General features: G+C 50.5%; 16 protein-coding genes. 2 read left to right on the forward strand and 14 right to left on the reverse strand.

Annotated elements, in window-relative coordinates; all coding sequences use genetic code 11:
* Positions 1 to 31 precede the first annotated feature (31 nt).
* The 7 genes from ACYUJT_RS08555 to ACYUJT_RS08585 form a co-directional block, all read right to left on the reverse strand.
* Positions 32 to 631 (reverse strand): hypothetical protein, encoded by a 600-nt coding sequence (locus ACYUJT_RS08555; RefSeq protein ID WP_460320572.1) that lies wholly within the window; start codon positions 629 to 631, stop codon positions 32 to 34.
* Between the two features lie 301 nt (positions 632 to 932).
* Entirely contained in the window at positions 933 to 2063 is a 1131-nt protein-coding gene (locus ACYUJT_RS08560; protein WP_460320574.1) for a glycoside hydrolase family 88 protein, read from the reverse strand.
* A 33-nt stretch (positions 2064 to 2096) separates the two neighbouring features.
* Positions 2097 to 4109: a heparinase II/III family protein gene (locus ACYUJT_RS08565; RefSeq protein ID WP_460320576.1), complete on the reverse strand. Its 2013-nt coding sequence runs from the start codon at positions 4107 to 4109 to the stop codon at positions 2097 to 2099.
* A 513-nt stretch (positions 4110 to 4622) separates the two neighbouring features.
* Positions 4623 to 6635, reverse strand: a complete 2013-nt coding sequence (locus ACYUJT_RS08570; protein WP_460321586.1) for a DUF2264 domain-containing protein — start codon at positions 6633 to 6635, stop codon at positions 4623 to 4625.
* A gap of 109 nt (positions 6636 to 6744) precedes the next feature.
* Positions 6745 to 7584, reverse strand: a complete 840-nt coding sequence (locus tag ACYUJT_RS08575) for a carbohydrate ABC transporter permease (RefSeq protein ID WP_460320579.1) — start codon at positions 7582 to 7584, stop codon at positions 6745 to 6747.
* A gap of 14 nt (positions 7585 to 7598) precedes the next feature.
* Positions 7599 to 8537, reverse strand: coding sequence for a carbohydrate ABC transporter permease (locus ACYUJT_RS08580; protein WP_460320581.1), 939 nt, complete (start codon positions 8535 to 8537; stop codon positions 7599 to 7601).
* Positions 8538 to 8636: 99 nt separating this feature from the next.
* Positions 8637 to 9980 (reverse strand): ABC transporter substrate-binding protein, encoded by a 1344-nt coding sequence (locus ACYUJT_RS08585; protein ID WP_460320583.1) that lies wholly within the window; start codon positions 9978 to 9980, stop codon positions 8637 to 8639.
* A 284-nt stretch (positions 9981 to 10264) separates the two neighbouring features.
* Between ACYUJT_RS08585 and ACYUJT_RS08590 the strand changes: the two genes are divergently transcribed.
* The gene (locus ACYUJT_RS08590; RefSeq protein WP_460320585.1) at positions 10265 to 12061 is read left to right on the forward strand and encodes a sensor histidine kinase; all 1797 of its coding nucleotides are present in this window, start codon (positions 10265 to 10267) and stop codon (positions 12059 to 12061) included.
* A 30-nt stretch (positions 12062 to 12091) separates the two neighbouring features.
* The gene (locus ACYUJT_RS08595) at positions 12092 to 13714 is read left to right on the forward strand and encodes a response regulator (protein WP_460320588.1); all 1623 of its coding nucleotides are present in this window, start codon (positions 12092 to 12094) and stop codon (positions 13712 to 13714) included.
* A gap of 64 nt (positions 13715 to 13778) precedes the next feature.
* On the opposite strand, the gene ACYUJT_RS08600 is transcribed toward ACYUJT_RS08595, so the two are convergent.
* From ACYUJT_RS08600 to ACYUJT_RS08630, 7 genes are all read right to left on the reverse strand, one after another.
* A complete protein-coding gene (locus tag ACYUJT_RS08600; protein ID WP_460320590.1) occupies positions 13779 to 15020 on the reverse strand; it encodes an allantoate amidohydrolase in 1242 nt (413 codons plus the stop codon).
* Positions 15021 to 15027: 7 nt separating this feature from the next.
* Positions 15028 to 16191: an ankyrin repeat domain-containing protein gene (locus ACYUJT_RS08605; protein WP_460320592.1), complete on the reverse strand. Its 1164-nt coding sequence runs from the start codon at positions 16189 to 16191 to the stop codon at positions 15028 to 15030.
* A 163-nt stretch (positions 16192 to 16354) separates the two neighbouring features.
* The gene (locus ACYUJT_RS08610) at positions 16355 to 16753 is read right to left on the reverse strand and encodes a hypothetical protein (RefSeq protein WP_460320595.1); all 399 of its coding nucleotides are present in this window, start codon (positions 16751 to 16753) and stop codon (positions 16355 to 16357) included.
* Positions 16754 to 16796: 43 nt separating this feature from the next.
* A complete protein-coding gene (locus ACYUJT_RS08615) occupies positions 16797 to 17072 on the reverse strand; it encodes a hypothetical protein (protein WP_460320597.1) in 276 nt (91 codons plus the stop codon).
* Positions 17073 to 17097: 25 nt separating this feature from the next.
* The gene (locus tag ACYUJT_RS08620) at positions 17098 to 17892 is read right to left on the reverse strand and encodes a hypothetical protein (protein WP_460320599.1); all 795 of its coding nucleotides are present in this window, start codon (positions 17890 to 17892) and stop codon (positions 17098 to 17100) included.
* A 127-nt stretch (positions 17893 to 18019) separates the two neighbouring features.
* Entirely contained in the window at positions 18020 to 19954 is a 1935-nt protein-coding gene (locus ACYUJT_RS08625) for a carbohydrate-binding protein (protein ID WP_460321588.1), read from the reverse strand.
* 120 nt (positions 19955 to 20074) lie between these two features.
* Positions 20075 to 22114 carry an RICIN domain-containing protein gene (locus tag ACYUJT_RS08630; protein WP_460320601.1) on the reverse strand — a complete coding sequence of 680 codons (2040 nt, stop codon included), beginning with the start codon at positions 22112 to 22114 and terminating at the stop codon, positions 20075 to 20077.
* Positions 22115 to 22282: the final 168 nt, after the last annotated feature.

Below are 22282 nucleotides of genomic sequence, written 5' to 3' on the forward strand. Positions count from 1 at the left end.
AACCCAGGCTTATTACATAACCTTAATTCATTTAATCAGTAATTTTTTTAAGCTCAAAAATAGTTGCCTCTGATAACAAGATAAGCCTATCGTTACTAACAACAAAAAAACTTACACTTACAGGTATGCTCATTTTTGTAGAAGGGTCACTTATATCTATTACTTTTACTACATCATTTTCATTTAAGTCTGGGATATCTATTTTATATAATCTATAAAAAGAGAGAGAGTTATAGCATGTCGCTGTAACCTCATATAATGGATTTTTTAGTTCATATTGATAATCATTATAGTTTTTAAGTCCTTTTGATGAAAAAAAATCTTTTTTGATTATAATTTCATCTCCAATAAATTTCTGCCCTGTTGGATATTCAGAAGCATCATTATATGAATTTGCAAATCCTAAAAGCTTCTCAACTTTCCAAGTTCCATAGAAATATTTTTCAGTTTCACTATCCAAATTTATATTTTCTGCATTAAAACAATCGGATGTGTTTTTTGGAATAATAGACTCATCCGTTTCAGGTTTAGGCTCACTTGAAGTATTTGGATTTGATGTCATTTCAACATTTCCACAAGCCGATGCTAGCATCAACATGATCATAATACAAACCAATACTATTTTTTTCATATTTCACGCTCTTTTTTTATTTTTTTGATTGTGTCACAATCTCTTCAGACATCATATGGCTATTTACTGCGTATAATTTTTTTTGCGGTGATAGTAGGATTCAATAGTAATACTAAATAGACCAATACCCGCAGCAGTATCCATAGATATCTTCTCCTTGCATGCTTTATTGGCTCCTACCCAGCAAAAAGCCCCAGCCTTAAGATTGCTCTAATCTAAGGCTGGGGCGATCGTTGTCGGAGCGTATTCCATAATTATACATTATCTTAATAGTTTACTTATTCTTGGTCAACTAACATTATCACTCCCAGTATGACGGCCCCCGGCCCTTCAGCCGAGCCAAGCCTTCCACAAAGAAGAAGTCACCGTATATTAATGGAACATCAATATTGGTTCCCTGCGGGTAGTTGCTCGTACCATGCAGCAGCAGCCCTTCCTCGTCAGGGAGATTCCAGGTGCCGTAATTTTCGTACAAAGACTTCAAGATCCGTATGCCGCCTGCGCGGTAAACATCTGCATCCCCGCCCTCGCTCTTATCCGCGAGCAGCAGAAGACCACTTGCCGCACAGGAACCGGCGGAACTATCACGCAAATCGCGCAGCTCGCCAGGAGCCCGGAAATCCCAAGCGGGCACGCTGTCCTCCGGCAGTCTGCTGAGGAAGAAGTTCGCCACACGCTTGGCAGCCTGATAATAATCGTCCTTACCGGTATGATGATACGCCAGCGTCAAGCCATACAAGGCCCAGGCAGCGCCCCGCGACCAGGCGGATTCCGGGGCATATCCCTGACCGCCCAATCCCTCCAGCATCTCTCCCGTATGCGGATCAAAATTGACGATATGATACACAGAGCCGTCCGCCCGGATGAAATGCTTCAGTACAGTGTCCGTGTGCGCCTCGGCAATGTGGGCATAGCGAGGATCGCCGCTGATCCGGGAAGCCCAGAACAGGAGCGGCATATTCATGCAGCAGTCGATGATCGCAAGTCCATCGTTGCGTTCTCCTTCCGTCCAAGGATTCCATGCCCGGATATATTGCCCCTTCAAATTAAAGCGAGCAGCAAGATAGTTCGCAGCCTTCAGAGCTCTGACCCGCGAAGCCTCATTCCCATGCAGCTTGTAGTTCGCCACGCTGGTCAAAATCCACATAAAGCCCATATCATGATCCAGCCTCTCGAACCCATCCAGCACTTCATCCAACTTAGCCTCGCATTCCTCAGCCAGCGCCTTCAGCTGTTCCTGTCCGCTCTCCTGATATAAAAGCCAAAGCATCCCCGGCCAGAAGCCGGCCGTCCACCAATTCGGCGCCTCCAACTGATATACCCCATTTTGACTTGCATGCGGGAACCCAGACCCGATTCTGGCCGTGTTATGCAGTGTTTTTTCGAGCGACTTATTCCAAGCCTCATTCACCCAGCTTAGCTCAGTGTTCATCAGAATCTCCCCTCTCCTAATATGATTAAATGTTCATTGTATGAATCGAAATAGGAAGCAAAGCTCAGGCTGCTCCTGCGGCTGCAATACGTGAAAATCCAGCGTATACCATACCTGATCCTTCCCGAAATGATCCCGATAAGTTCGTTCCGTTACCTCCGGCCGCAGCTGCCTGCCGTCATACACCAGCTCCAGAGTAAGATTGCCCCGAACCAGCAGCAGACGGCCCTGCTCCAAAGGCTCTTCAGGCTGAATCAGCGTAACAAAGCGTTCTACTAACGTATCCGGCATTTTCGAAAAAGAGAACTTATCCCGCAGCTCCAGACTCGGCAGCATTTCCTTGCGCCACAGCCAGGAGCGCATGAAAGACTGGAGCTCCTGGCTGTCATATGCCCTCGACAGCTCTACGGTCATCCGGCTTTCCGATGCGCTGCTCACCTGCTCCAGTACGAATGCGGCTCTAGCGCTTCCCTCTGTCTGCAGGCCGCCGTTGATGATGGGAACAGAGTGACCCTGCGAGCCATTGCAATCATACATATAGCGAGCCGGGCCAAAATAGTCTTTCGTGTATTCCCCACAGCCAAGGTCGGACAAAAAAAACTCTCCGTCTCCAACCAACATGAACTGGCCGAGGTCGTTATGGTTATGCGGCTCATCGTTATGGCCGCCCTTGGCGGCAAAACCAAAGACGCTCTCCGGCGAGGCGGTACGTGAGATCAGCCAGCCTGCATCCTCCAACAGGAAATCCCCCTGCTCCCAATCCTGCGCATTTCCCGCCATCCCTCGCCAGAGCAGATTCCGCAGCGCGGGCGCCCATCTGCTGCAATGATCCTCGCGGTATTCTGCTCGCAAGCGAGATGGCGGCGGTGGAACGCTTTCATATTTGCTGGAGATATAGCGCGAGAGACCGATATGCACGCTTCCGTAGGGTAATGTGTCAGAAAAGTTGACTACTGCACTGCCGCCTAGGAAGCATTTCTGCTGGAAGCCGGCAATCGCCTTAACCTTTTCCTGCGCGAACCAGTCCAACTCCCCCTTGCTTCGCTTATACAGCAGGTCGGCATAATATACGAAATAGCCGAAGCCATAATTCCAATAACCGAGCCCTTCCAAACAAGCGCCGTCATCTCCAAAGCCCTTCAGGTAACAGGTCATGCTATGCTGCGTCTTCTCCAAAATCCGGGCCAGCAGCTCCTGATCCCGATCTTTATCCAGCAGCAGCAGAGCGGCCGAACCGATGGAGCCGGCGCAAACCGCCGACCAGTTATGTTCCGCCTCTTCCCATTCATAGGGGCCCTTCTCGAGGAAGGGCTTCAGAAGCCGCACATGTACGAGCTCAGCGATATGCGTCCGCAGCAGTTCCGGCAGCCTGTCGCCCAGCAGCAGCCTCAGCTCTGTCAGCGTGAACCCTGTTTCGGCCGCGAACAGGTCAATCGTCTCTGCAAGGGGCCGCTCCAGGCTGACATGCGCCGGCAGGCACCAAGTCACTTCGCCGCATATGGCCCAGACAACCTCCAGCAGCTCCTCATAGTGCTCTTCGCAATCCGGCTCCAGCAGCGATAGAAGGGCAAATGTGTTCAACCATCTTCTGCGCTCAAAATAAACCCGCTCATATTCCAGCCTGGAGCCTGTCTGGGCAAACTGAGAGAAGAGCGAATACGTGAGGCTTGGCGGTGCCTGCCCCCACAACCTTTCCCCTTCCGCCCTGATCTCGACTAGGTCGGCCGCATATTCCTCGCTGCTTCGCACGGTGCGCCAAAATAGCGAGGCGTCGCCATCTGGGTAGTATAAATATAGTCCAATTGGGGACATCCTGCTTACGGTTTCTGTCATCTCTGGACCCTTTATAATTTCAGATGCCTCTGAGTTATCTACAGCCTTTAAATCCTTTACCGTTTTTACGAAGTCTATGCTTTTTGCGGTCTTTGGGCTCTTCGTGCTCTTCGTGTTCTTCGTGTTCTTTGGGTTCTTCGTAATCTCTGCGTTCCCTGGGAGTTCTCCCTCTTCTGGCAATGGTTTGGTTATCTTCTCATCCGCTTCATTCATCGCTTTTCCTTTCCATCATACGGATTTAAGATTTATATAAGATGAACGTTTCTCGGATTCATTTTTCCCCCTTGCCTGCGTCATTCTTAAGCTCATTTTATATAAGCTACGGGCCACTAAGCTCTTGTACATTAAGCTGCCATACACTAGAATGCCATACACTAAATGGAATTCATGTATCTAATTACGCTCTAAACGAATGTTTCAGGGGATTAGATGGATTTTATGCACCTAAAATCAAGAATCCAGCCCATGATAGCCATCACCGTTCTTCTAAGGACATGAAATACATTTAAATCTGCTTTCCCTTCCTTGCCGCAGAAACTAACCGCTAAAAATCCATTTAAATAAGTTAAACTATTGAAATGAATGCTAGGGCAAGTACGTAAAATGTTCCTGCAATCGCTGTTGCTCCTTGGCTGATAGATTCATCATCCCATTCTTTAGTTCATCTTATATAGCATCATAAAATCCTCTTTACCCAAACTTCGCGGTCTAGCCGCTGGGCTACCCTCAAGTACGAGGAATTATGATCTCTTCCCCTCGGCAGCTCTGAATGGTTATAACCTCTTCTCCTATTGTGACGTTCAGTCCGATCTCCGGAAGGTCGCCCAAGCTTGCGTCAGCCGAATCGCTAGAGTCGCTTAAACTGATCAGAGCACTTTTACTTGTGTTACGGTCACTCTTACCTATGTCTCTTCCACTTAGGTCATTGTTGCTTGGGTCCTTGTTGCTTGGGTGACTTGAGCCGCCTGGACTTCCTTGATCCCCTGCGGCGCCCGCCTGACACGGCTCCCCATACACCGCCGCTGCGAGCCAGTGCACCCCCGGCGCAAGCGAAGCCGGCAGCGTCGGAATCACCGTGCGCGGCCGCAGCACATTCGTGTTGGCATTCGGCCATACCAACCCTGCCGAATCATAACCCAGCAGGCTGCGCACACCGCTAACGCCCCAAGGGCTGGCAGCAACAGCCTCGCTCGCCCCCACGCGTTGCAGTGGCGGCGCTTCGATACCGAGGGCGAACCCTCCCTCGGCAACATCCAGGCTGCGCGGCGTCTCAATCCGGTGAATCCGGATATGCCACGGAAGCCCGGCTACCAGCCAGGTGCTAACCTCGACATCCGCCCAAGGCTTCCACACGGCATGGAGCACATTGTCCTGGATCTTCGTCTCCACGTTGCGGCGTCTGACCCGGTATAGGTTGTCCCCAGCTTCGCTCAACGCCAGCATGGAGTCAAAGGCCCCTTGGGACAATCCCCACTCGGAACGCGGCACGCTGAACCCGAACCAGGTGGAATACACAAACTTCTCGTATTTGGCCGAGGTATGGGTATGCTCGTTCGTGTCCCGATGGCCGCTGTTAAAGGCAGCCACATGCCCGGATGCCTCGTCCCGAGCCAGCACAAGATGCGCCGGCTTCTGAACGGACAACGCATCCATGGCCGGCAGCGGCAGCTCTTCAGCCGTCCAGAATGGATGATCAGCAAGCAGGGCCAGCGGCAGGAAAGTCTTAAACGCCCAATACGGCGAGCCTGGCGAATTGTAGTTCTCCGCCATCACGAGGTTCGGATAAGCATAGCCGATCGTTAGAATGCCGCCCTCATCCACCATCCTCTGGCTATACCACCAGCGTAAATTGCGCAGCAGGAGCCCCTTCAATACGCCCATTGGGAGGCCATCCGTCCCGGCAAAAGCCATCGCCCCCCAGAAAGCCGACTGCGAGAAACGGTAGGCCAGGCTCCGTCCGTAAGGAATCGAGGAACCATCAGGAGAGAACCAGGCCAGGAAGCTGGACGCGAATTCATTCGCACGCTGCTTGAACTTGTGAGAGCGATCGGGGTCTTCCTGTTCCATCAGCTTGGCATAGAGCAGACCATAGTAATGGAAAGCAAACGGTACATAATAATCGCAATGCCCCTCTACCCCATCGCTGTACCAGCCCTCCTCCAGATAGAAGGCATCAAGCCGGTTCAAGTTCTTCTCTAACTGCCCAGCGTCATACGGCAGCCCCGCTTTACGGAATCCGATATTCACAAGTACGTTAAAGAACAGCCAGTTGCAGTCATAACAAGGATGCGAGTTGATCTGGTTCAGCCAAGCGTAGAGATTATTCCTTGCCTCTGCCTCAAGCGGCACCCAGATTCTGTCCGGGATTAGCGCCAGCGCGTAGCCGAACACAGCCATTTCCACAAGCCGCTGGTCATAATCATCCACCTTGCCCCAGTACTCCTCATGCTCTGGGTCCGTCCCGTTCCTAATCCCCTCAAGCACGGTGTTCCATAAATCGCTTGAACCCCCGCCGGCGAGCAACGGAACCAGTCCCCATAACACCCGAGAGAACCCCTCCATCCCAGCGACAGCAGCCGGATAACTCGCTCCGGTTGCGCCAATCTCCAATCTGGCTTTTCCCTTGCTGTAGTAAGGGCGAAGCGGCGCAAGCAGCTGCTGCAGGACGTTGGCCAGATCGCCCCGGGTCTTCAGCGGATTGTCCGCCAGCTTTTCATATCCAAGAAAGACGTTCCCCATCGCAATCTTCTCCTTCGTTCCGCTTGTATTCGCTTGTATTCGCTTGTATTCGTTTGTATTTGTATTCACTTACATCACTCGAATACGGTTGAATTCGCTTACAATCACGTCATCCTTTAATGCCTGAAGAGGCGACCCCCTGCACGAAATATTTCTGCAGCGCCAGGAACACCACCAGCACCGGAATAATCGACACGACGCTCGCGGCCATAATCAGGCCGTACTCCGCCGAGTACTGGGAGATGAACATCCGCAGGCCGATCTGAATCGTCTTCAGCTCGGTTTTGGTCAAATAAATCATCGGTCCCAGGAAGTCATTCCACGTCGATACAAAGGTAAAAATCGTCAAGGTAGACAATGCCGGCTTCGACAGCGGCAGCATGATCCGCGCCCAGATGCCGTATTCGCTAAGGCCATCGATCCGGGCCGCTTCGCACAGCTCATCCGGGATGCTCTGGTAGAACTGCCGCATCAGGAAGACGCCGAAGGCAGAGAACGCCTGAAGCAGGATGATCGCAAGGTGAGTGTTGTTCAGCCCCATCGAGCGCATCATAATGAACTGCGGCACCATGTAAGCCTGCCAAGGGATCGCGATCGTGGCAATGTACCCGAGGAACAGCGTTTTTTTGCCGGTAAAATTCAGCTTCGAGAAAGCATAGGCGGCAAAGCTTGAAGTCAGGATCTGCAAAACGGTGACTATAACCGACAGCTTGGCAGTATTGTAAATGAACGTGCCGAGCGGTATCCGCGTCCAGATTTCCTGATAGTTGCTCCAGCGCGGCAGCTCCGGAATCCACTGCATCGGAAAGGTGAACACGTCCTTGTTCAGCTTGAGCGAGGATGAGAGCATCCACAAGTACGGCACAAGCATGCACAGCACGACGATGATCAACACGGCATAGGCCAACGCTTTGGCAGCGATTTGAATCCCTTTATTTGCTCCTACCATATCCGTAAATCCCCCTATTGTCCATACTTCTTCTCGCCCTGGAACTGGACCAGCGTAATGCCGAGGACGAGCAGGAATAATACGATCGCCATCGCACTGGCATACCCATAATCCAAGGAGCGGAAGGCCGTGTTGTAAATTTGATAGACGAGCACCCTTGTCGAGTCATTCAATTGGTTATCCGCGCCAGCAAACAGGTTGATGAAAATGTCGTACACCTTAAACGAGTTAATGACCAGGATCATCAGCACAAAGAAAGTCGTAGGCGCAAGCTGCGGAATCGTCACGTTGCGGAATCTTTGCCAGGCGTTCGCGCCGTCGAGTTCGGCGGCTTCGTACAATTCGGGGTTCACGCCCTGAAGCCCGGCCAAATAAATCACCATGTAATACCCCATGTTCTTCCATACGGTAAACAGCACGACTGTGAACATTGCCCAGTCTTTATCCGCGGCCCAGCGCGGCAGTTGTTCGATCGGAACGCCTGTCAGCGCGTGGAGAATATTATTAACGGGCCCCATCGTCGGGCTAAAAATAAAGTTCCAAACGGCAGCCACCGCTACGAGCGAAGCCACATACGGGAAAAAGAACACCGTCCTCATCAGATTCCGCCCGAATATTTTCTGATTAAGCAGAATGGCGAGACCCAGCGCGCACGCCATCGTCAGCGGCACGACACCCACGGTGTAGATCACCGTATTCCATAACGATTTATGAAAGGTGGGATCCTTCCAAAGACGAATAAAATTGTTCATCCCGACATATTCCATCGGATTGGCCCCATCCCACTTCACGAAGGCAAGTACGAGAGCAAAGACCATCGGCACCAGCGTAAAAACAGCAAAGCCGATAAAATTGGGCGCGATAAAGCTGTAGGCCACTAGATGCTCCTTTGCTTTTTTGTTCAGACCGCTTTTCTTCGCCGTATTGTTTCTGATCACGGTTTCGTTCTGCATAGCATCGCTCCTCCTCCTAACCTGCTAGCTTTCTATTGATTTGCAAAGGGCAGGCCATTAGCCCGCCCCCTGATATTCATGGATCTATTCTTAATATTATTAATTGTTCAAAATAAGCTGTACGCGCGTGTTCATATCGGCCAGACCTTTGTCAATCGTCGCATTTTTGGTCATGATGCTGTCATGCGCCTCGTTCAAGATAACCTCGATGTCCGCACTCTTCTCATGCAGCGGCATTTCCAAATACGTCTTCGCCGTCGTCAGCGCTTCTTTGCTGGCGTCATCCGCAGGGAATCCCTCGACGGAAGCAATGGAATTGACGACTTCATCGTTTTTGATCGCCGGAATGGTGCCTGTAGCGGCAATAACGGCTGCGCCTTCTTCGCCTGTGACGAATTTCATGAAGTCCAGCGCGGCTTCCTTGTTAGCCGACTTCTTGTTCACCGCCAATGAGGTGATGGTACCCAGCGTAGTGCCTGGTTCTACTCCTTCCGGATGCGGGTATTTCACGATACCCCAGTTCGTCGCTTGTGATTCGCCGCTCTTGACCTTCTCGATTTGCGTCGCAATGAACCAGCTGCCCATATTCATCATAGCAACGGAGTTGTTGTAGAATACGCCGGAGTAGTGCGTGCTGGACGTCTTCAAAGTGGCGTAATCCATGACGATTCCGTCCTGTTGCTGCTTGAGAATGCGCTCGTAGGTCAGCTTCAGGAAATCGTATTCGCCGTCAACGACGGTATGCTGGCCATCCAGAATGCCGAACAGCTGTACCGCACTGCGCCATGTGTGATAGTGGGCACCGTATACTTTATTAGAGCCGCTTCCGGACGTCATTGTCCGCGCCAGCTCATCGTACTGCTCCAGCGTCATGTCGTTGGTCGGATAAGGAACGCCGGCTTTATCGAATAGATCCTTGTTGTAATAAATCACCCAGAAGTCACTGCGGAAAGGAAGCGCATACACTTCATCGTTCATTTGAATTTGCTCCACCGTGCCGCCATATAGCGATGCGTCGATACCTTGCTCGCTCATGTATTTTTTCAGCGGCTCCAAATGGTTCTGCTTCACGAGGTTGGCATATCCCGGGATATCTTTTACTGTAAGAATATCGAGATCCGCTCCGCCGGAAAGCTGCGTGCTGAGCATGGTCATATAGTCGGTCGAGCCCAAATCCACGTACTCGATTGTCACGTTTGGATTCTTCGCTTTGTAAGCATCAATCAGCGGCTGGTAATAAGCGGTTGCTTCCCAATCCCATAAAGCCCACTTCAGCGTAACGGGATTAGCGGATGGTTCCTTGGCAGCGGTTCCATTATTGTTCGCAGCAGGCGGCTCAGTTGCGTTGGCGTTCTTGCCTCCGCTGTTCCCGGAGCAGCCGGCAAGCATGCTGAGCAAGAGCACAGCAGCCAGAGTGATCCCTAACCATTTTCGCATTCTCATGTTTTTGTCCCCTTTTCCTCTGGTTTAAGATGCCGGATTCGGCATTTCGAAGCTCTACATTTATCCTAGTGGATTTTAAAATGAAAGGGCATACATTTTTAATCACAGTTCATTCACTTTTCTGTTCAATTCTTTGCATGGAGCGCAGAAAGCTGTAAAATTCTCATAAAAACCTGTAAAAATCGTTGTTCCTGCCTAACCCGCTCTGTCTGCGGACCTGTGTTCATGTTATGGTAGGTTTACCAACTCGGATTGAAAGCGCTTTATACCCCTGCGGAAAAGAGGTGGTTTCTACGAAACGAAAGGCGACCATCAAAAGCCGGATCATCCTGATCATGACGGTGTTCGCCCTGCTGATCGCGTCTCTGCTGTCTTTTTTCAGCTATGAGCTCATTTCCTATTTTCAGAGGAAAACAACGATCCAGGCTACCGAGTTCAATTTGCAGCTCGTATCCCATATCATTGAGCAGGATCTGATGAACCTGTCGGTTCTGGCGATGACCTGCAGCACCAACTCCTCGACCAATCGCATGCTGAATGATTATTTTAAATCCGATCAGCCGAGCTCCATGGAGGCGATTCATGTCTTCACCTCGCTGCAGGAGGATTTCCGGATGAACCGCTCCAACGGGTATGTGCGCCGGCTGATCGTGACCGATAATAAGCATAAATTTTTTCAGGTGGATAACTCTGTCAGCACATCCATCCCATTAACAATTCATAACATTAATCAGCTGCCCGGCATGGCCGCGGATGCGAACGAGGAATGGGCACGGGTCATCCAGGACCCACTGTCCCTGACCAAAACGATCCCCTTTGTCATGCCGATTTACGGGGACAACGCCAACCGGATCGGAACCGTGTACCTGCTGGCCAACATCTCCGTCATTACCGACAAGCTGAAGGGCTACGGCCTGCCTGCGGATGCGAAGCTGCTGCTCACACTTGGGGAGCAGCCATATGAAATCCAGGGGGATCGGATTGTTCCTCTGCCTGCGGAATATAAGGTAACCCCTTATGATGAGGAAGCTGCTAGCGGCAGCGTCACGTCATTGTCCTGGCTGGAGATGAACGAAGGCGAGAAACTCATTTCCGTGTCGTACCCGGTGCGCAAAGGGGTGACGCTATCCCAGACGCTGTCGGAGAAGCAGTTTGCTCCGCAATTCAATCTCTGGCTGCTGCTCATGCTCGGCGTCTGCGTGCTCGTGATTACCTCCAGCGGTGTGATTACGGTCTATTTGACCAAGACGATCAGCCTGCCTGTCGAGAAACTCAAAAAACGTATCGATAAAATTGCCCAAGGCAACTTCCTCATCGACCGGAACATGGAGTGGAACAGCGAGCTTGGTGATGTCGGGCGTGGAATCAACCGCTTGTCCCAGGACATTCTCACCCTGATGGAAACCCGGGTCGCAGACGAGAAGCAGCGGCAGGAGCTGGAATACCGGATGCTGCAGAGCCAGATTAACCCGCATTTCCTGTACAACACGTTGAATTCAATCAAATGGATGGCGACGATCCAGAATGCTACGGGCATTGCGGAGATGACCACCTCGCTGTCGCGCCTGCTGCGAAGCATTGCCAAGGATGGGCGCAAGCTGGTGCCCCTGCGGGAGGAATTAAGCCTGCTGGAGGATTACTTTCTCATCCAAAAGTACCGCTATGGCAGCAACATTACGATGGAAACGACTGTCCGTGACGAACAGCTGCTGACGGGACTCATTCCGAGGTTTACCCTGCAGCCTCTGGCGGAAAACGCGATATTTCACGGTATTGAGCCGAGGGGCCATGGCCACCTAAGGCTGAGCATTGAACGCAGCGGATGGAACGACATTCTGATCACCCTGGAGGATGACGGAATCGGGATTAGCGAAGAGCAGATTGCCGGGATTCTGGCGACCGGGGAGCAGGGGCCCCATCAGGAACCCGCCGCGAAGGGATTGCTGGAGGGGATGGGACTGCGCAATGTCAATGAACGGCTGAAGCTTACCTTCGGAGAGCAATACGGATTATCGATCGAAAGCGTGCAGGAGCAATATACGAAGATGTTTATTCTGCTGCCTTACCGAACCACGGAATGATGCTGGCCTATATCGCAAACTTGTAAGGAAGTGATTGCATTGATCAAATTGCTGATTGCCGATGATGAAGCCTTGGTCTGCATTGGCCTGCAGTCCATGCTGAAATGGGAGCAGTACGGAATCGAAGTTGTTGGGGTCGCCTATAACGGAGGACAGGCCGAGGAAATGATCGAAGCTTGCCGCCCGGATATCGTGATCACTGATATTAAAATGCCGGTCAAAACCGGCCTGCAGGTCGCCGAGTCGGTTCGCCGCAAATACGGGCGCGTTCCGCTCTTCATTATTTTGACCAGCTATGAGGAGTTTGAATATGCGCGCACGGCCATCGAGATGCAGGCGGTCGATTATCTGGTGAAGCTGGAACTGACGCCTGAGGCGTTGGAGACCGCGATCAGGAAGGCAATGAAGCAGCTGGAGGAGCATAAAACGGTGGAAAGCTACCCGGAGCTCATCCATCGCAGCAACCTGCACGAGCTGCGCGAGAAGTTCTTTGTCCGGTTGTTCAACAATCTGTTCGAGAACAAGAACCAGTACCTCCTTCAAAAAGAGGATTTGGAACTGGAGCTGTCCGCCCCGGCCTACCTCGTATGCACCTGCCGCATCATGGCCCCGGACACTGTTCCGCCGAGCGGCGACAAGCTCGTCACCCTGTGCACCAGCACCGTGAAGATGGCGAGAGACCGGCTGACTTCGGTCAAGCCCTGCTATGTGACCAGCCTCGATTTGCGCAATTTTGCCATCATTCTGCCGGTCGATGACGCTCATTCGCTGCATTGGAAGCCAGACACAGAGCGGCTGCTCTCTGATATGGCCCAGGTGCTGCATAATTATTTCAACGTCAGGATTATGGGCGGCATCGGCCATGCCGTTGACGACCCGTACATGATTCATGAGAGCTATCTCGCCGCACGCCGTGCTTTACCCGCCGCATTGGAGCAGCAAGCCTTTGTCTTATATGCGGAGGATAAAAAGGGCTCAAGTCTGGAGCAGCCTCTTTTCGACTACTCAGCTTCCCGCTCGGAAATCCGCCGGGCGTTCGAAGAAATGGACACCGATGCGCTCCACAGCATTATTACCAGTATGATCGAAGCTTTCGAGGGGCGGACCGATCTCCTCGTGGCAGCGACGGATGCCGCCTGCAGCGTGCTCTATATGGCCACATCCCTGCTTGCTGATGGGGAGAATCTAGTGGAGCAGATTTTCGAGCATGAGCCGGAGGGATACCGAGCCATCTACCAGCAGAGCTCCATCGACGGCGTGATTGGCTGGCTCGTGCAATTTCGCGACGGGTGCTGCGAGCTTCTGTCCTCCAAGAAGCAGAGCTACAAGGAGCAGGTCATCCGGCATGTCCAGGATTACATCAAGCGCAACCTCGACAGCAAGCTGTCCTTGAACCAGGTCGCGGATATTTTTAACTTCAGCCCCAATTACCTCAGCCACCTGTTCTCCAGGACGGCCAAGGTCAATTTCGTCAAATATGTCACTGACACCAAAATCGCGGCGTCCAAAGAAATGATGCTTCGCGGCGAGGGACGGATCAACGAAATCTCCCACAAGCTCGGCTACGACAGCGCCTTCTATTTCAGCAAAGTGTTCAAGAAGGTCGAGGGCATCTCCCCTCGCGAATTTATGCAGCGGGCGGAGTCCAAGTAAATATACATGGAAAAGCCGAGCAGGCTTTGGGGTTCAGTATCCAATACCGCTCGGCTCGTCTTATTTAGGATGGGATGGCAAAAGACAACACTGCTTCTTTCAACAGTCGCAGTCCTGCCTCGATATCCTCGACTGCTGCAAACTCGTCGGGATGATGACTCAATCCCTCCCTGCAAGGGATAAAAATGAGCCCTGTCGGGCATATATGCGCCATGCTCATCGCATCATGACCCGCGCCACTGGTCATACGAATATAACTTAAGTCCAGTGATTCAGAGCGTTCGGTTAACTTCGCAACAACCTCCTCGGAGAGAAGCACGGGACGCTCAACATTGATCACTGCTGGATTGATAATGACTCCGCGCTGATTCTCCAGTTCGCGGAACAATCGGAACAGGGAATCGAGCACGTTATTTTTCGATTGCTCCGACGTGCCGCGCACCTCCAGTTGAAGCGTAACGGAATCCGGAATCACATTCATAGCCCCAGGTTGAACCATGCATACTCCGACTGTTCCCACGGTTCCAAATGCGGCTTCCTGCTTCGCCGCACTCTCCACCTCCAGGATAATTTCTGCGGCAGCCGCCAATGCATCCTGTCTATCGTTCATCGGGGTCGTACCGGAGTGTGATGCTTTCCCACTCACATGCACCTGAAGACGGGTAGGGGATGCAATGCCGGTAACAATGCCTATTTGCTTGCGTTGGGTTTCCAACAAGGGCCCCTGCTCGATATGGAGTTCAAGGAATACCTTGAACTCCTCACGTCTTCTTAGGGCTTCGCCAATCTTGTGAAAGTCCAAGGAACATTCATGGAATGCCTGTTGAATGGTAATGCCGTTCTTATCCCGTAAATTAGACACGGCATAAGTATCCAGGAGGCCCGTCATGGCTTTGCTTCCGAGCGTAGAAGCCCCGAATCGGGCGGATTCTTCACAAGCGAACGCAATGAGCTCAATGGGGTGAACGGTTTCTACCTGCTCCTCGTTTAGGCTCCTGATCACTTCCAGGGCAGCGGCTACGCCTAATGTGCCATCATATTCCCCGCCGTGAATGACAGTATCCATATGAGAACCAAGAGCGACGACGGGGAGATCAGGATTCTTGCCTTCCCGCCTAGCAATCAGATTGCCGAACGCGTCCACACGTACCGCCATCCGTTCAGCCTCGCATATCTTCTTGAAATCAGCCAGCGCTTCCTCGTAGGTTTTAGAATAGGCAAGTCTGGTAATTCCCTTTCCCTGTGGATCAGCTCCAAACTGATTGATTCTGGACAAAGTAGCTAGCAGCCTTTGAATGTTAGCCATCTTCGCCTTACACCTTGTCCAGCAGCTCTTGCGACTGGGCCTTATGCTTTTGATATAGCGGGTTCGTCGGATCGTGCTTAATGGCATTCTCGATCGCATCGATCGCTTCTTGATGTCTGCCCAAGGAACGCAGGCTGTTTGCTTTGTGAAAAGCGAAATCGTAACGATGCGGCTGCTGAGCCAATAGCTTGTCCATTTCTATGACAGCAGCTTCGTGTCTCCCCAATTCTCTTAAGTAATTGGACTTGTGGTATCTGTAGAAGGTTTCCTTGGGGTCGAGCTCTACAGCTTTATCGTATTCGGCAAGGGCTTCTTCCGGTTTCCTCATCATCCGCAACGTATTCGCGGTGTAGAAATAAAAGTCAAGATCGTTCGGATTCAGCGCAAGTCCTTTGCGGTACTGTTCAAGCGCTTCGCCGTAACGTTCCAGCTCGCTTAAGAAGTAGGCTTTATAATAGATCAAATCAGCATGGTTGCTTTCCTTGCCGAGAGCCTCATCCATGAGTCTTAACGCTTCCTCATAGTTATCCGTCCTGATCAGCGATTTTGCTTGTAGAATCGCCTCATGCTGCCCTCTGCTTTCGTTCTTCAAGATCTTGATGACTTCCGTCTGGCCCATAGCTTGCGCATACTCCAGTGATGACTTTCCATCCCGATCCTCTAAATAAGGATCAGCTCCCGCTGCGACCAACAGTTCAATGATATCAGAGTACAAGCGGCCGCCATTGCCGAGAATGATTGCTTCCAGCAAGGCCGACCAGCCCAGGTCGTTCACGTGATTCACCGCGATGCCGCTGTCTAGGCAAACCCGAACAGTTCTTAAGTATCCCTTCTCGCTGGAGGGCAGCAAGGCGGTTCCTCCGAAACGGTTTACGCTTTTGATATCGGCCCCTGCTGCTATCGTCAGCTTCAAAATTTCATGAAACCCGTTGGCGCCCGCACACAAATACGGGGTCAACTGGGTGACGTCTCTGGTGTTGACATCGCTGTTCGCTTCAATTAGCCGCTTCGCGACAGGGATTTGGTTTTTTTGCACGGCAGCCATCAGCGCAGTTCGACCGCCCGCATCTCTATATTCCACGCTCGCCCCTTCATTTATAAGCTGTTCGACGGCTGGCAAATCACCGTGTTCGCTGGCAGCAATAAGCTTTTCATTCAATGATCGATTCATGTCGTACTCACTCCTTTTTACTTCGCATTAGCCGATTCTTCGAGCTTCGGAGTATTGCGATCCGTAAAGTACTTATATGCAAAGATCGCAGCAATCATAAGATACACCCATACGAACGGCATTATCCCCGGCAGAACGCTAGCCTTCCTAAAAGAAAAAGATGTTATAAATACATGTCAAAATACTCCTCAACGTTCCTAACCTCTTCAATCTGAAAGTTCAATAACTTTACATCTCTCAATATGGCTTCACTTAAGTTGTCAGGAGTATCGGTAGCGGAATAGATTAATCCATCAAGTTGAAATATTACAACTGCTTCTGCATAAGCATTAATATAACCTAACAAATCTTCTCTCTTCCATAAGTCGAGAATATATGGCAGACCGGCTTTTACTGCATATCTCCCGTCATCATAGCTTACTTCTAACAATTCCGGGTATTCCATGTTTTTTATTTCAGCGTAGTCATAGCTTAGTCTTATATTAACTTTCTTCAAGGCTGAATATGCGGAAGATACATACTGCTGTGAATTTTTTTCTATGTATTTCCCACAGTGATTCATTATGATATCACTTAATGATCACTCATTCTATGCTGAAGTTTTGTTAGGCGTAATATCCTCCCATGGATAAATACTCGCCAGTTTCTTTGTAGTACTTGAATATCTTACTAAATGCCCTGTTAGCCTTTGCCTGGCTATGTCCATGATTTAATAAAACGACAACCTTATCCATTGCAGTATCCCACGAAGTTTCCCCGTTCGAAAGCTTATAAAGATCAACTTCAAAAAGTCCGGTTAACTCCTTTACGCAATCTCCAAATCTATATTGAGCAACAGTCCCTTTCACTTCTACCAGTTCGAATTCAATACATATAGCCATGATTGAACACTCTTTTCTTAATTACTTATGCCCACATTATGGGGTTCCCTGTCTGAATCGAAGCCTCACATAACTCCCGCATTACTCTTATGAACCGGAGATCAGAGCCTCTAAGTTTTCTCATCAAGACCTGTAGGGATTTAGGATAATAGAGCTCTTCAACTCCCCAGATTTTTTTGCTGAGAGGATAGGTTGACTCATAAACTCGTCCAGTCTCGAAATCACGGAAACGCACAAGCCGGCGTCCTTTATTTCCTTTTTCCGGGCGAACCAATTCTTGGGAAAATTCCGTCGACTGGAATAGCTCTCCCTTATTCTGATCAACGATACAGAATCCTCTCTCATTAAGCTCGTAAGTAAAATTACCGCTAGAGGAGTAATTCCATCGGTCGTTATCAAACACGGCCCTCATATACTCTTCTTGAGTTTTTGACTCAATTAGAAAAACTCCTTGAATCTTACTTATCTGTGATTCTAGAATATCCAGTTCTTCCAGTGCCTTTCTTGCCTGGTTTGCCGTAAATGTTTTTTCCCCAATCGATTTTAATAACGGAAAATTCTCTTGTCCCAGTTGTTCCATGATTCCATAAAAAAGATTGCCCCCGGAAATATTGTAGACTCGATCATAGTAATAATAAAAATCTTCATGCTCACATGCATGCTCCCGCCATTCCGAGAAAAGATCGCAGGTCTCATCATCTACAGAATCCGGTAAATCAATTCCATACTCTGTCCATTCCAGCAATCCTATATCAAAGGGAGGCGGTTTAACTCTTCCTTGTTTCACGCAATTACATATCACATAAGCATCCAGACCCATATTCATTCCTTCTATCTAATAAGACTCCCACTTCATATTGATTACATCGGCAAAAATGTATTTGATTTTCATAAAACTAGGATAAGAACCCACCCCTGGCGGTAACCTGGGTGGGTTCTTATTGTCCTTACCTTACAAAAACGAATTTCCAATTATGGTCTGCCGTACCGTTATCATCCCATTGTACAATGTTTGCGCCTGATGTCGTGGACATGCCATCCACGCCGAGCACCTTGCCACTATGGCGGTTGACGATCTTATAGCTGCCATTGCCCACAGGGACGAATTGCCAATCATGGTCTGCCGTGCCGTTGTCGTTCCACTGTACGGCTTTGGCCCCATTGGCGGTGGACATGTTCTCGATGCCGAGCACCTTACCGCTGCGCATATTCGTCAGCTTATAATAGCCATTATTCAAACTGTCCACCCGCCATTCGTGATCCGTCGCACCAAAATTGTTCGATTGCAGGGCCTGTGCGCCGTCGGCTGTAGATGCGCCTGCTATGCCGATCATCAGGCCGCTATGCTCGTTCCTCAGTGTGTACACGCGGCCGTTCTCAATATCAGACGGCTGCCCCCCGCCCGTAGAAGTACCAAACTGCCAGTAATCCAAGTTGAACAGACGCTGATTATTTGCACCTTTAAACATAAAGTATACATTATGAACGCCCGTCACGCGGTTTACCGTAGTCTCTCTGAGGCTCCAAGTTTGATTGCCCCCTGTCGGGTTAACCTGTAGCGTTCCGATGACTTGGCCTGTCGGACTGCCAAGCCGAATTTCGATTTGTCCTCCCACTGTTGAGGCTACATTCGCTTTGAAGCTCGTCGCGCCGCTGGAGCCAAAGTCGGCATTGGCGACGGCGATCCAGTCGCCGTTGTGAATATCGGTCACGTTCATGTTTACGCTTGGCACCACGCCGCCTGGCGCCTGAGCAACCTCTGTCAAAATGCCGCCCTGCCAAGCAATCGTCTCGGCCTCAGTCCGTAGATACGGATTTAGATTTTTGATCTGCGGAACGCCTTTCATTGTTCCCTGAACCGGATTAATTTCCCCATTCCCCGCATACGTCAGCTCATTAATATGAGGAGAGCGGTATCCAAGTCCATCGCCAAGTACGGCTTTGCTCACAGTCTGGGCATGGTAGGCCATATACCACTTATTATTGAATGAGAAGACGGAATGGTGATTATTGCCGCCGACACCGAAAAATACGCTTGGATTTTTCAAAATCGATTTTACATAAGTAAACGGACCCATCGGGTTGTCGCTCACCATATAGGCGATTTCTCCAGGAGGCGGGCTGCCCGCCGGGTGAGTTCCGCCAAAGTTGGAGCAGTAGGAATAATAGTATTTGCCGTTGTATTTGTGGATACCCGAGTCTTCAAAAAAGAACGGAGCATCGATAACCTGTGCGCTGCCCTCCGTATGAATCATATCAGGGCTTAGCTTGATGACGCGGGCCGTCTTGGGACTTGCCCATTGCTGCTGGGTAGGATTGTTGCCGCCAGGAATTCCCCCGCCGAAATACAGATAACCCGTGCCATTATCATCGACTAGTACGGCCGGATCAAACAGCCAGACAACGCCCGCAACGCCAGGTGTGTTCAGAGTCACCAGCGCTTGTCCCCGCGGATCTGTCCACGGCCCAATCGGGCTATCCGCGGTGAGTACGCCAAGCCCTCCTGCACTATTGGAGAAGTAGAGAAAGAACTTGTCCTGTCCGTTGATCTTCTTATGAGCGGCTGCCGGTGCCCAGGAACCATTGGCCCACTTGGCAATCCCGTTTGGTCCCGCGACAGGAATAGCGCCATGGTCCGTCCAGTTCACCATATCGTCTGAAGAAATGACATGGACTTTGTTTAAATTGCTGAACGAATTCGATTTAATTTTTCCGCCGCTATCGTATTCGTAAGCATCGCTGGACATGTATAGATAGACCCTGCCATTATAGGTCATCGCAAACGGGTCAGCCCCAAGCTTATGATCCATCAGCGGGTTGCCGTTGCCAGGGGTTTTGGCGATCGCCGGCGTTTCTGCGTGCGCGGCCTGGCCTTGGAACATCCCTATTCCCAGCAGCACAAAGGTTAATAACACAGCCATGATTCTTTGGTTTGTTTTCATTACCATTTCCTCCCCATTATTCAAAATAAAATGTGTGTGCATCCGCATTTCATAGATTCGTTATCGAACGAACAAAAATGTCCAGTTGTGATCGGCCGTGCCATTATCGTCCCACTGCACGATTTTTGCGCCTGCCGTCTTGGACATGCCGTCCACGCCAAGCACCTTGCCGCTATGACGGTTCAACAATTTATAGCTGCCGTCGCCTACAGGGGCGAGCTGCCATTCATGATCCGCCGTGCCGTTGTCATCCCATTGTATGGCGGAAGCGCCATTCGCCGTGGACATGTTCTCAACCCCCAACACCTTGCCGCTATGGATATTCGTCAGCTTGTAGTAGCCGCTGCTTAAGCGGTCAAACCGCCACTGATGATCCGCACTGCCATTATCGTTCCATTGGACGGCTTGTCCTCCGTTCGCCGTGGACATGCCGGAAATACCGATAACCATACTGCTGTGCGCATTCTTCAGCTTATACACCGATCCGCTTTGTACAGGTGACTGCGGCGACTCACCCGATCCCCCTGTCCCCGTCAGCCGGTTCTCGATTCTAAAATAATCGAAATCCACATACCCGCCAGCCGATTGCGTTGCATAGTTAAATAAGGCAAACCGGTATCCCATAAAATGCGGCAGGGTGTAGCTCATTTGCAGCGTGTTGCCAATAGCTGTCCAGCGGTTGCCGTCCAGGCTGTAATAGAAATAGGCTTTGTCCGTATTATTTTTAAAATCCATTTCCACTTTGAAGTAAACATTGTTCTGTGCAAGAGGTACACTCGCGACTTCCACAGGGGCTGTCCCGCTTCCGTTGACCATCACGATGGATTTGGAATTGCCGGACATTTTTACACCGACGAATCCATAGTTTTTCTGCAAAGCAGCCAGCCCTGCATAGTCCCCGCTCTTCATTCGGCTTACATCCATAGCAATCCGTCCGGAGCTTTCCGGCCCGATGCTTCTCTGCGTCAGTGAGTTGCGCGCATCCAAAATGCTGGTGCTGGTTCGCCCGGTCTTCAGCCGTATAAATCCCGAACGCTCCGTCAGAGACCAAAGACTGTTGTCGGGATTGTGGTTCCACTGCCATACGAGCGGAAGCCGGGTCTGGTCGAATTCATCGGAGGCCACGATCTTATTATTGGAATTCACGCCGGGAACAGGCATTGGCATTTGCGCGGGGATCTGGCCATTCACGCCGAATACCGGCCAAGCATTTTGCCAGGAAACTGGAACAAGGAAGGGCGTGCGCCCCACAGATCCATGATCCTGGAAGAGCATGCCGTACCATTTGCCATCCGGCGTATCAATGATTCCGCCTTGAGCGACGCCAGCAAAGTCCAGAGCAACCCGCCCTTCATAAGGCCCCGTAATGCGATCCGCTCTAAAAACCAATTGCGTACGGCCTTTTCCCTGCGGCCAGGTAATCAGGAAAATATAATATTTTCCGTTAATTTTTTGAATATGCGCCCCCTCGGCCGGAAGTCCGACATTAGGACCTGCCACCAGGCTGGCATTGGGGATGATAACTTGGTTCAACCCGCCCGGCTTTACGGCACTGGCATCCGAAGTGAGCTCTGTAAGGCGAATATCGCCACCGCCGTGAACAAGGTATACTCTGCCGTCATCATCAAACAGCAGGGACATGTCATGGTAGAAGCCGATGGTGGAGCGAGTCCATGGCCCTTTTTCAATATCCCGGGTCTTGTAGATGAAGGTTTGGCCCGCTGTGCTGGAGGAAAAAACCACATAATAGGTGCCGTTGTGGTATCTCAAACTGCTGGCCCATGAGCCTTTGCCATACTCATTCTGACCATTCCTGAGCGTCTGTGCGTCCAAATCCCCTAGCGTATCGTAAACATAATTGACGATTTCCCAATGGACAAGATCATAGGATTTCATAATCGGCACCCCCGGGTTCATATGCATCGTCGTACTTGTCATATAAAAAGCATTTCCTACTCTAATGACATCCGGGTCCGGTACATCCGCCCATAGAATAGGATTCTCAAATGAATTCTGATCCTGCGCAGCTTGCAAACCAGGGGACATGAACACTGTCATTAATGTAAGCGTTGCCAAAACCAAGCAAACTTTTCGCCTCATCTCTGATCAACTCCTTTCTTGTAACATATAAATGGACATTTACATGCCCCAATTTCTCCAAATCCTAATCCTCCCCTTTCGAAAAGAAGTTCGCGTGATCTGCCTCCATTCAGATCGAATCTAGCAATAAATTACATTTTTTCAAGTTAATTTTATGATTATTTCTCC

The sequence above is a fragment of the Paenibacillus sp. YSY-4.3 genome (genome assembly GCF_054767475.1).

Excerpts from the sequence above, each read along its gene's own strand:
- ACYUJT_RS08555 (WP_460320572.1), bottom strand. The coding sequence starts at position 631 with ATGAAAAAAATAGTATTGGTTTGTATTATGATCATGTTGATGCTAGCA.
- ACYUJT_RS08560 (WP_460320574.1), bottom strand. The coding sequence starts at position 2,063 with ATGAACACTGAGCTAAGCTGGGTGAATGAGGCTTGGAATAAGTCGCTC.
- ACYUJT_RS08565 (WP_460320576.1), bottom strand. The coding sequence starts at position 4,109 with ATGAATGAAGCGGATGAGAAGATAACCAAACCATTGCCAGAAGAGGGA.
- ACYUJT_RS08570 (WP_460321586.1), bottom strand. The coding sequence starts at position 6,635 with ATGGGGAACGTCTTTCTTGGATATGAAAAGCTGGCGGACAATCCGCTG.
- ACYUJT_RS08575 (WP_460320579.1), bottom strand. The coding sequence starts at position 7,584 with ATGGTAGGAGCAAATAAAGGGATTCAAATCGCTGCCAAAGCGTTGGCC.
- ACYUJT_RS08580 (WP_460320581.1), bottom strand. The coding sequence starts at position 8,537 with ATGCAGAACGAAACCGTGATCAGAAACAATACGGCGAAGAAAAGCGGT.
- ACYUJT_RS08585 (WP_460320583.1), bottom strand. The coding sequence starts at position 9,980 with ATGAGAATGCGAAAATGGTTAGGGATCACTCTGGCTGCTGTGCTCTTG.
- ACYUJT_RS08600 (WP_460320590.1), bottom strand. The coding sequence starts at position 15,020 with ATGGCTAACATTCAAAGGCTGCTAGCTACTTTGTCCAGAATCAATCAG.
- ACYUJT_RS08605 (WP_460320592.1), bottom strand. The coding sequence starts at position 16,191 with ATGAATCGATCATTGAATGAAAAGCTTATTGCTGCCAGCGAACACGGT.
- ACYUJT_RS08610 (WP_460320595.1), bottom strand. The coding sequence starts at position 16,753 with ATGAATCACTGTGGGAAATACATAGAAAAAAATTCACAGCAGTATGTA.
- ACYUJT_RS08615 (WP_460320597.1), bottom strand. The coding sequence starts at position 17,072 with ATGGCTATATGTATTGAATTCGAACTGGTAGAAGTGAAAGGGACTGTT.
- ACYUJT_RS08620 (WP_460320599.1), bottom strand. The coding sequence starts at position 17,892 with ATGGGTCTGGATGCTTATGTGATATGTAATTGCGTGAAACAAGGAAGA.
- ACYUJT_RS08625 (WP_460321588.1), bottom strand. The coding sequence starts at position 19,954 with ATGTTCCAAGGCCAGGCCGCGCACGCAGAAACGCCGGCGATCGCCAAA.
- ACYUJT_RS08630 (WP_460320601.1), bottom strand. The coding sequence starts at position 22,114 with ATGAGGCGAAAAGTTTGCTTGGTTTTGGCAACGCTTACATTAATGACA.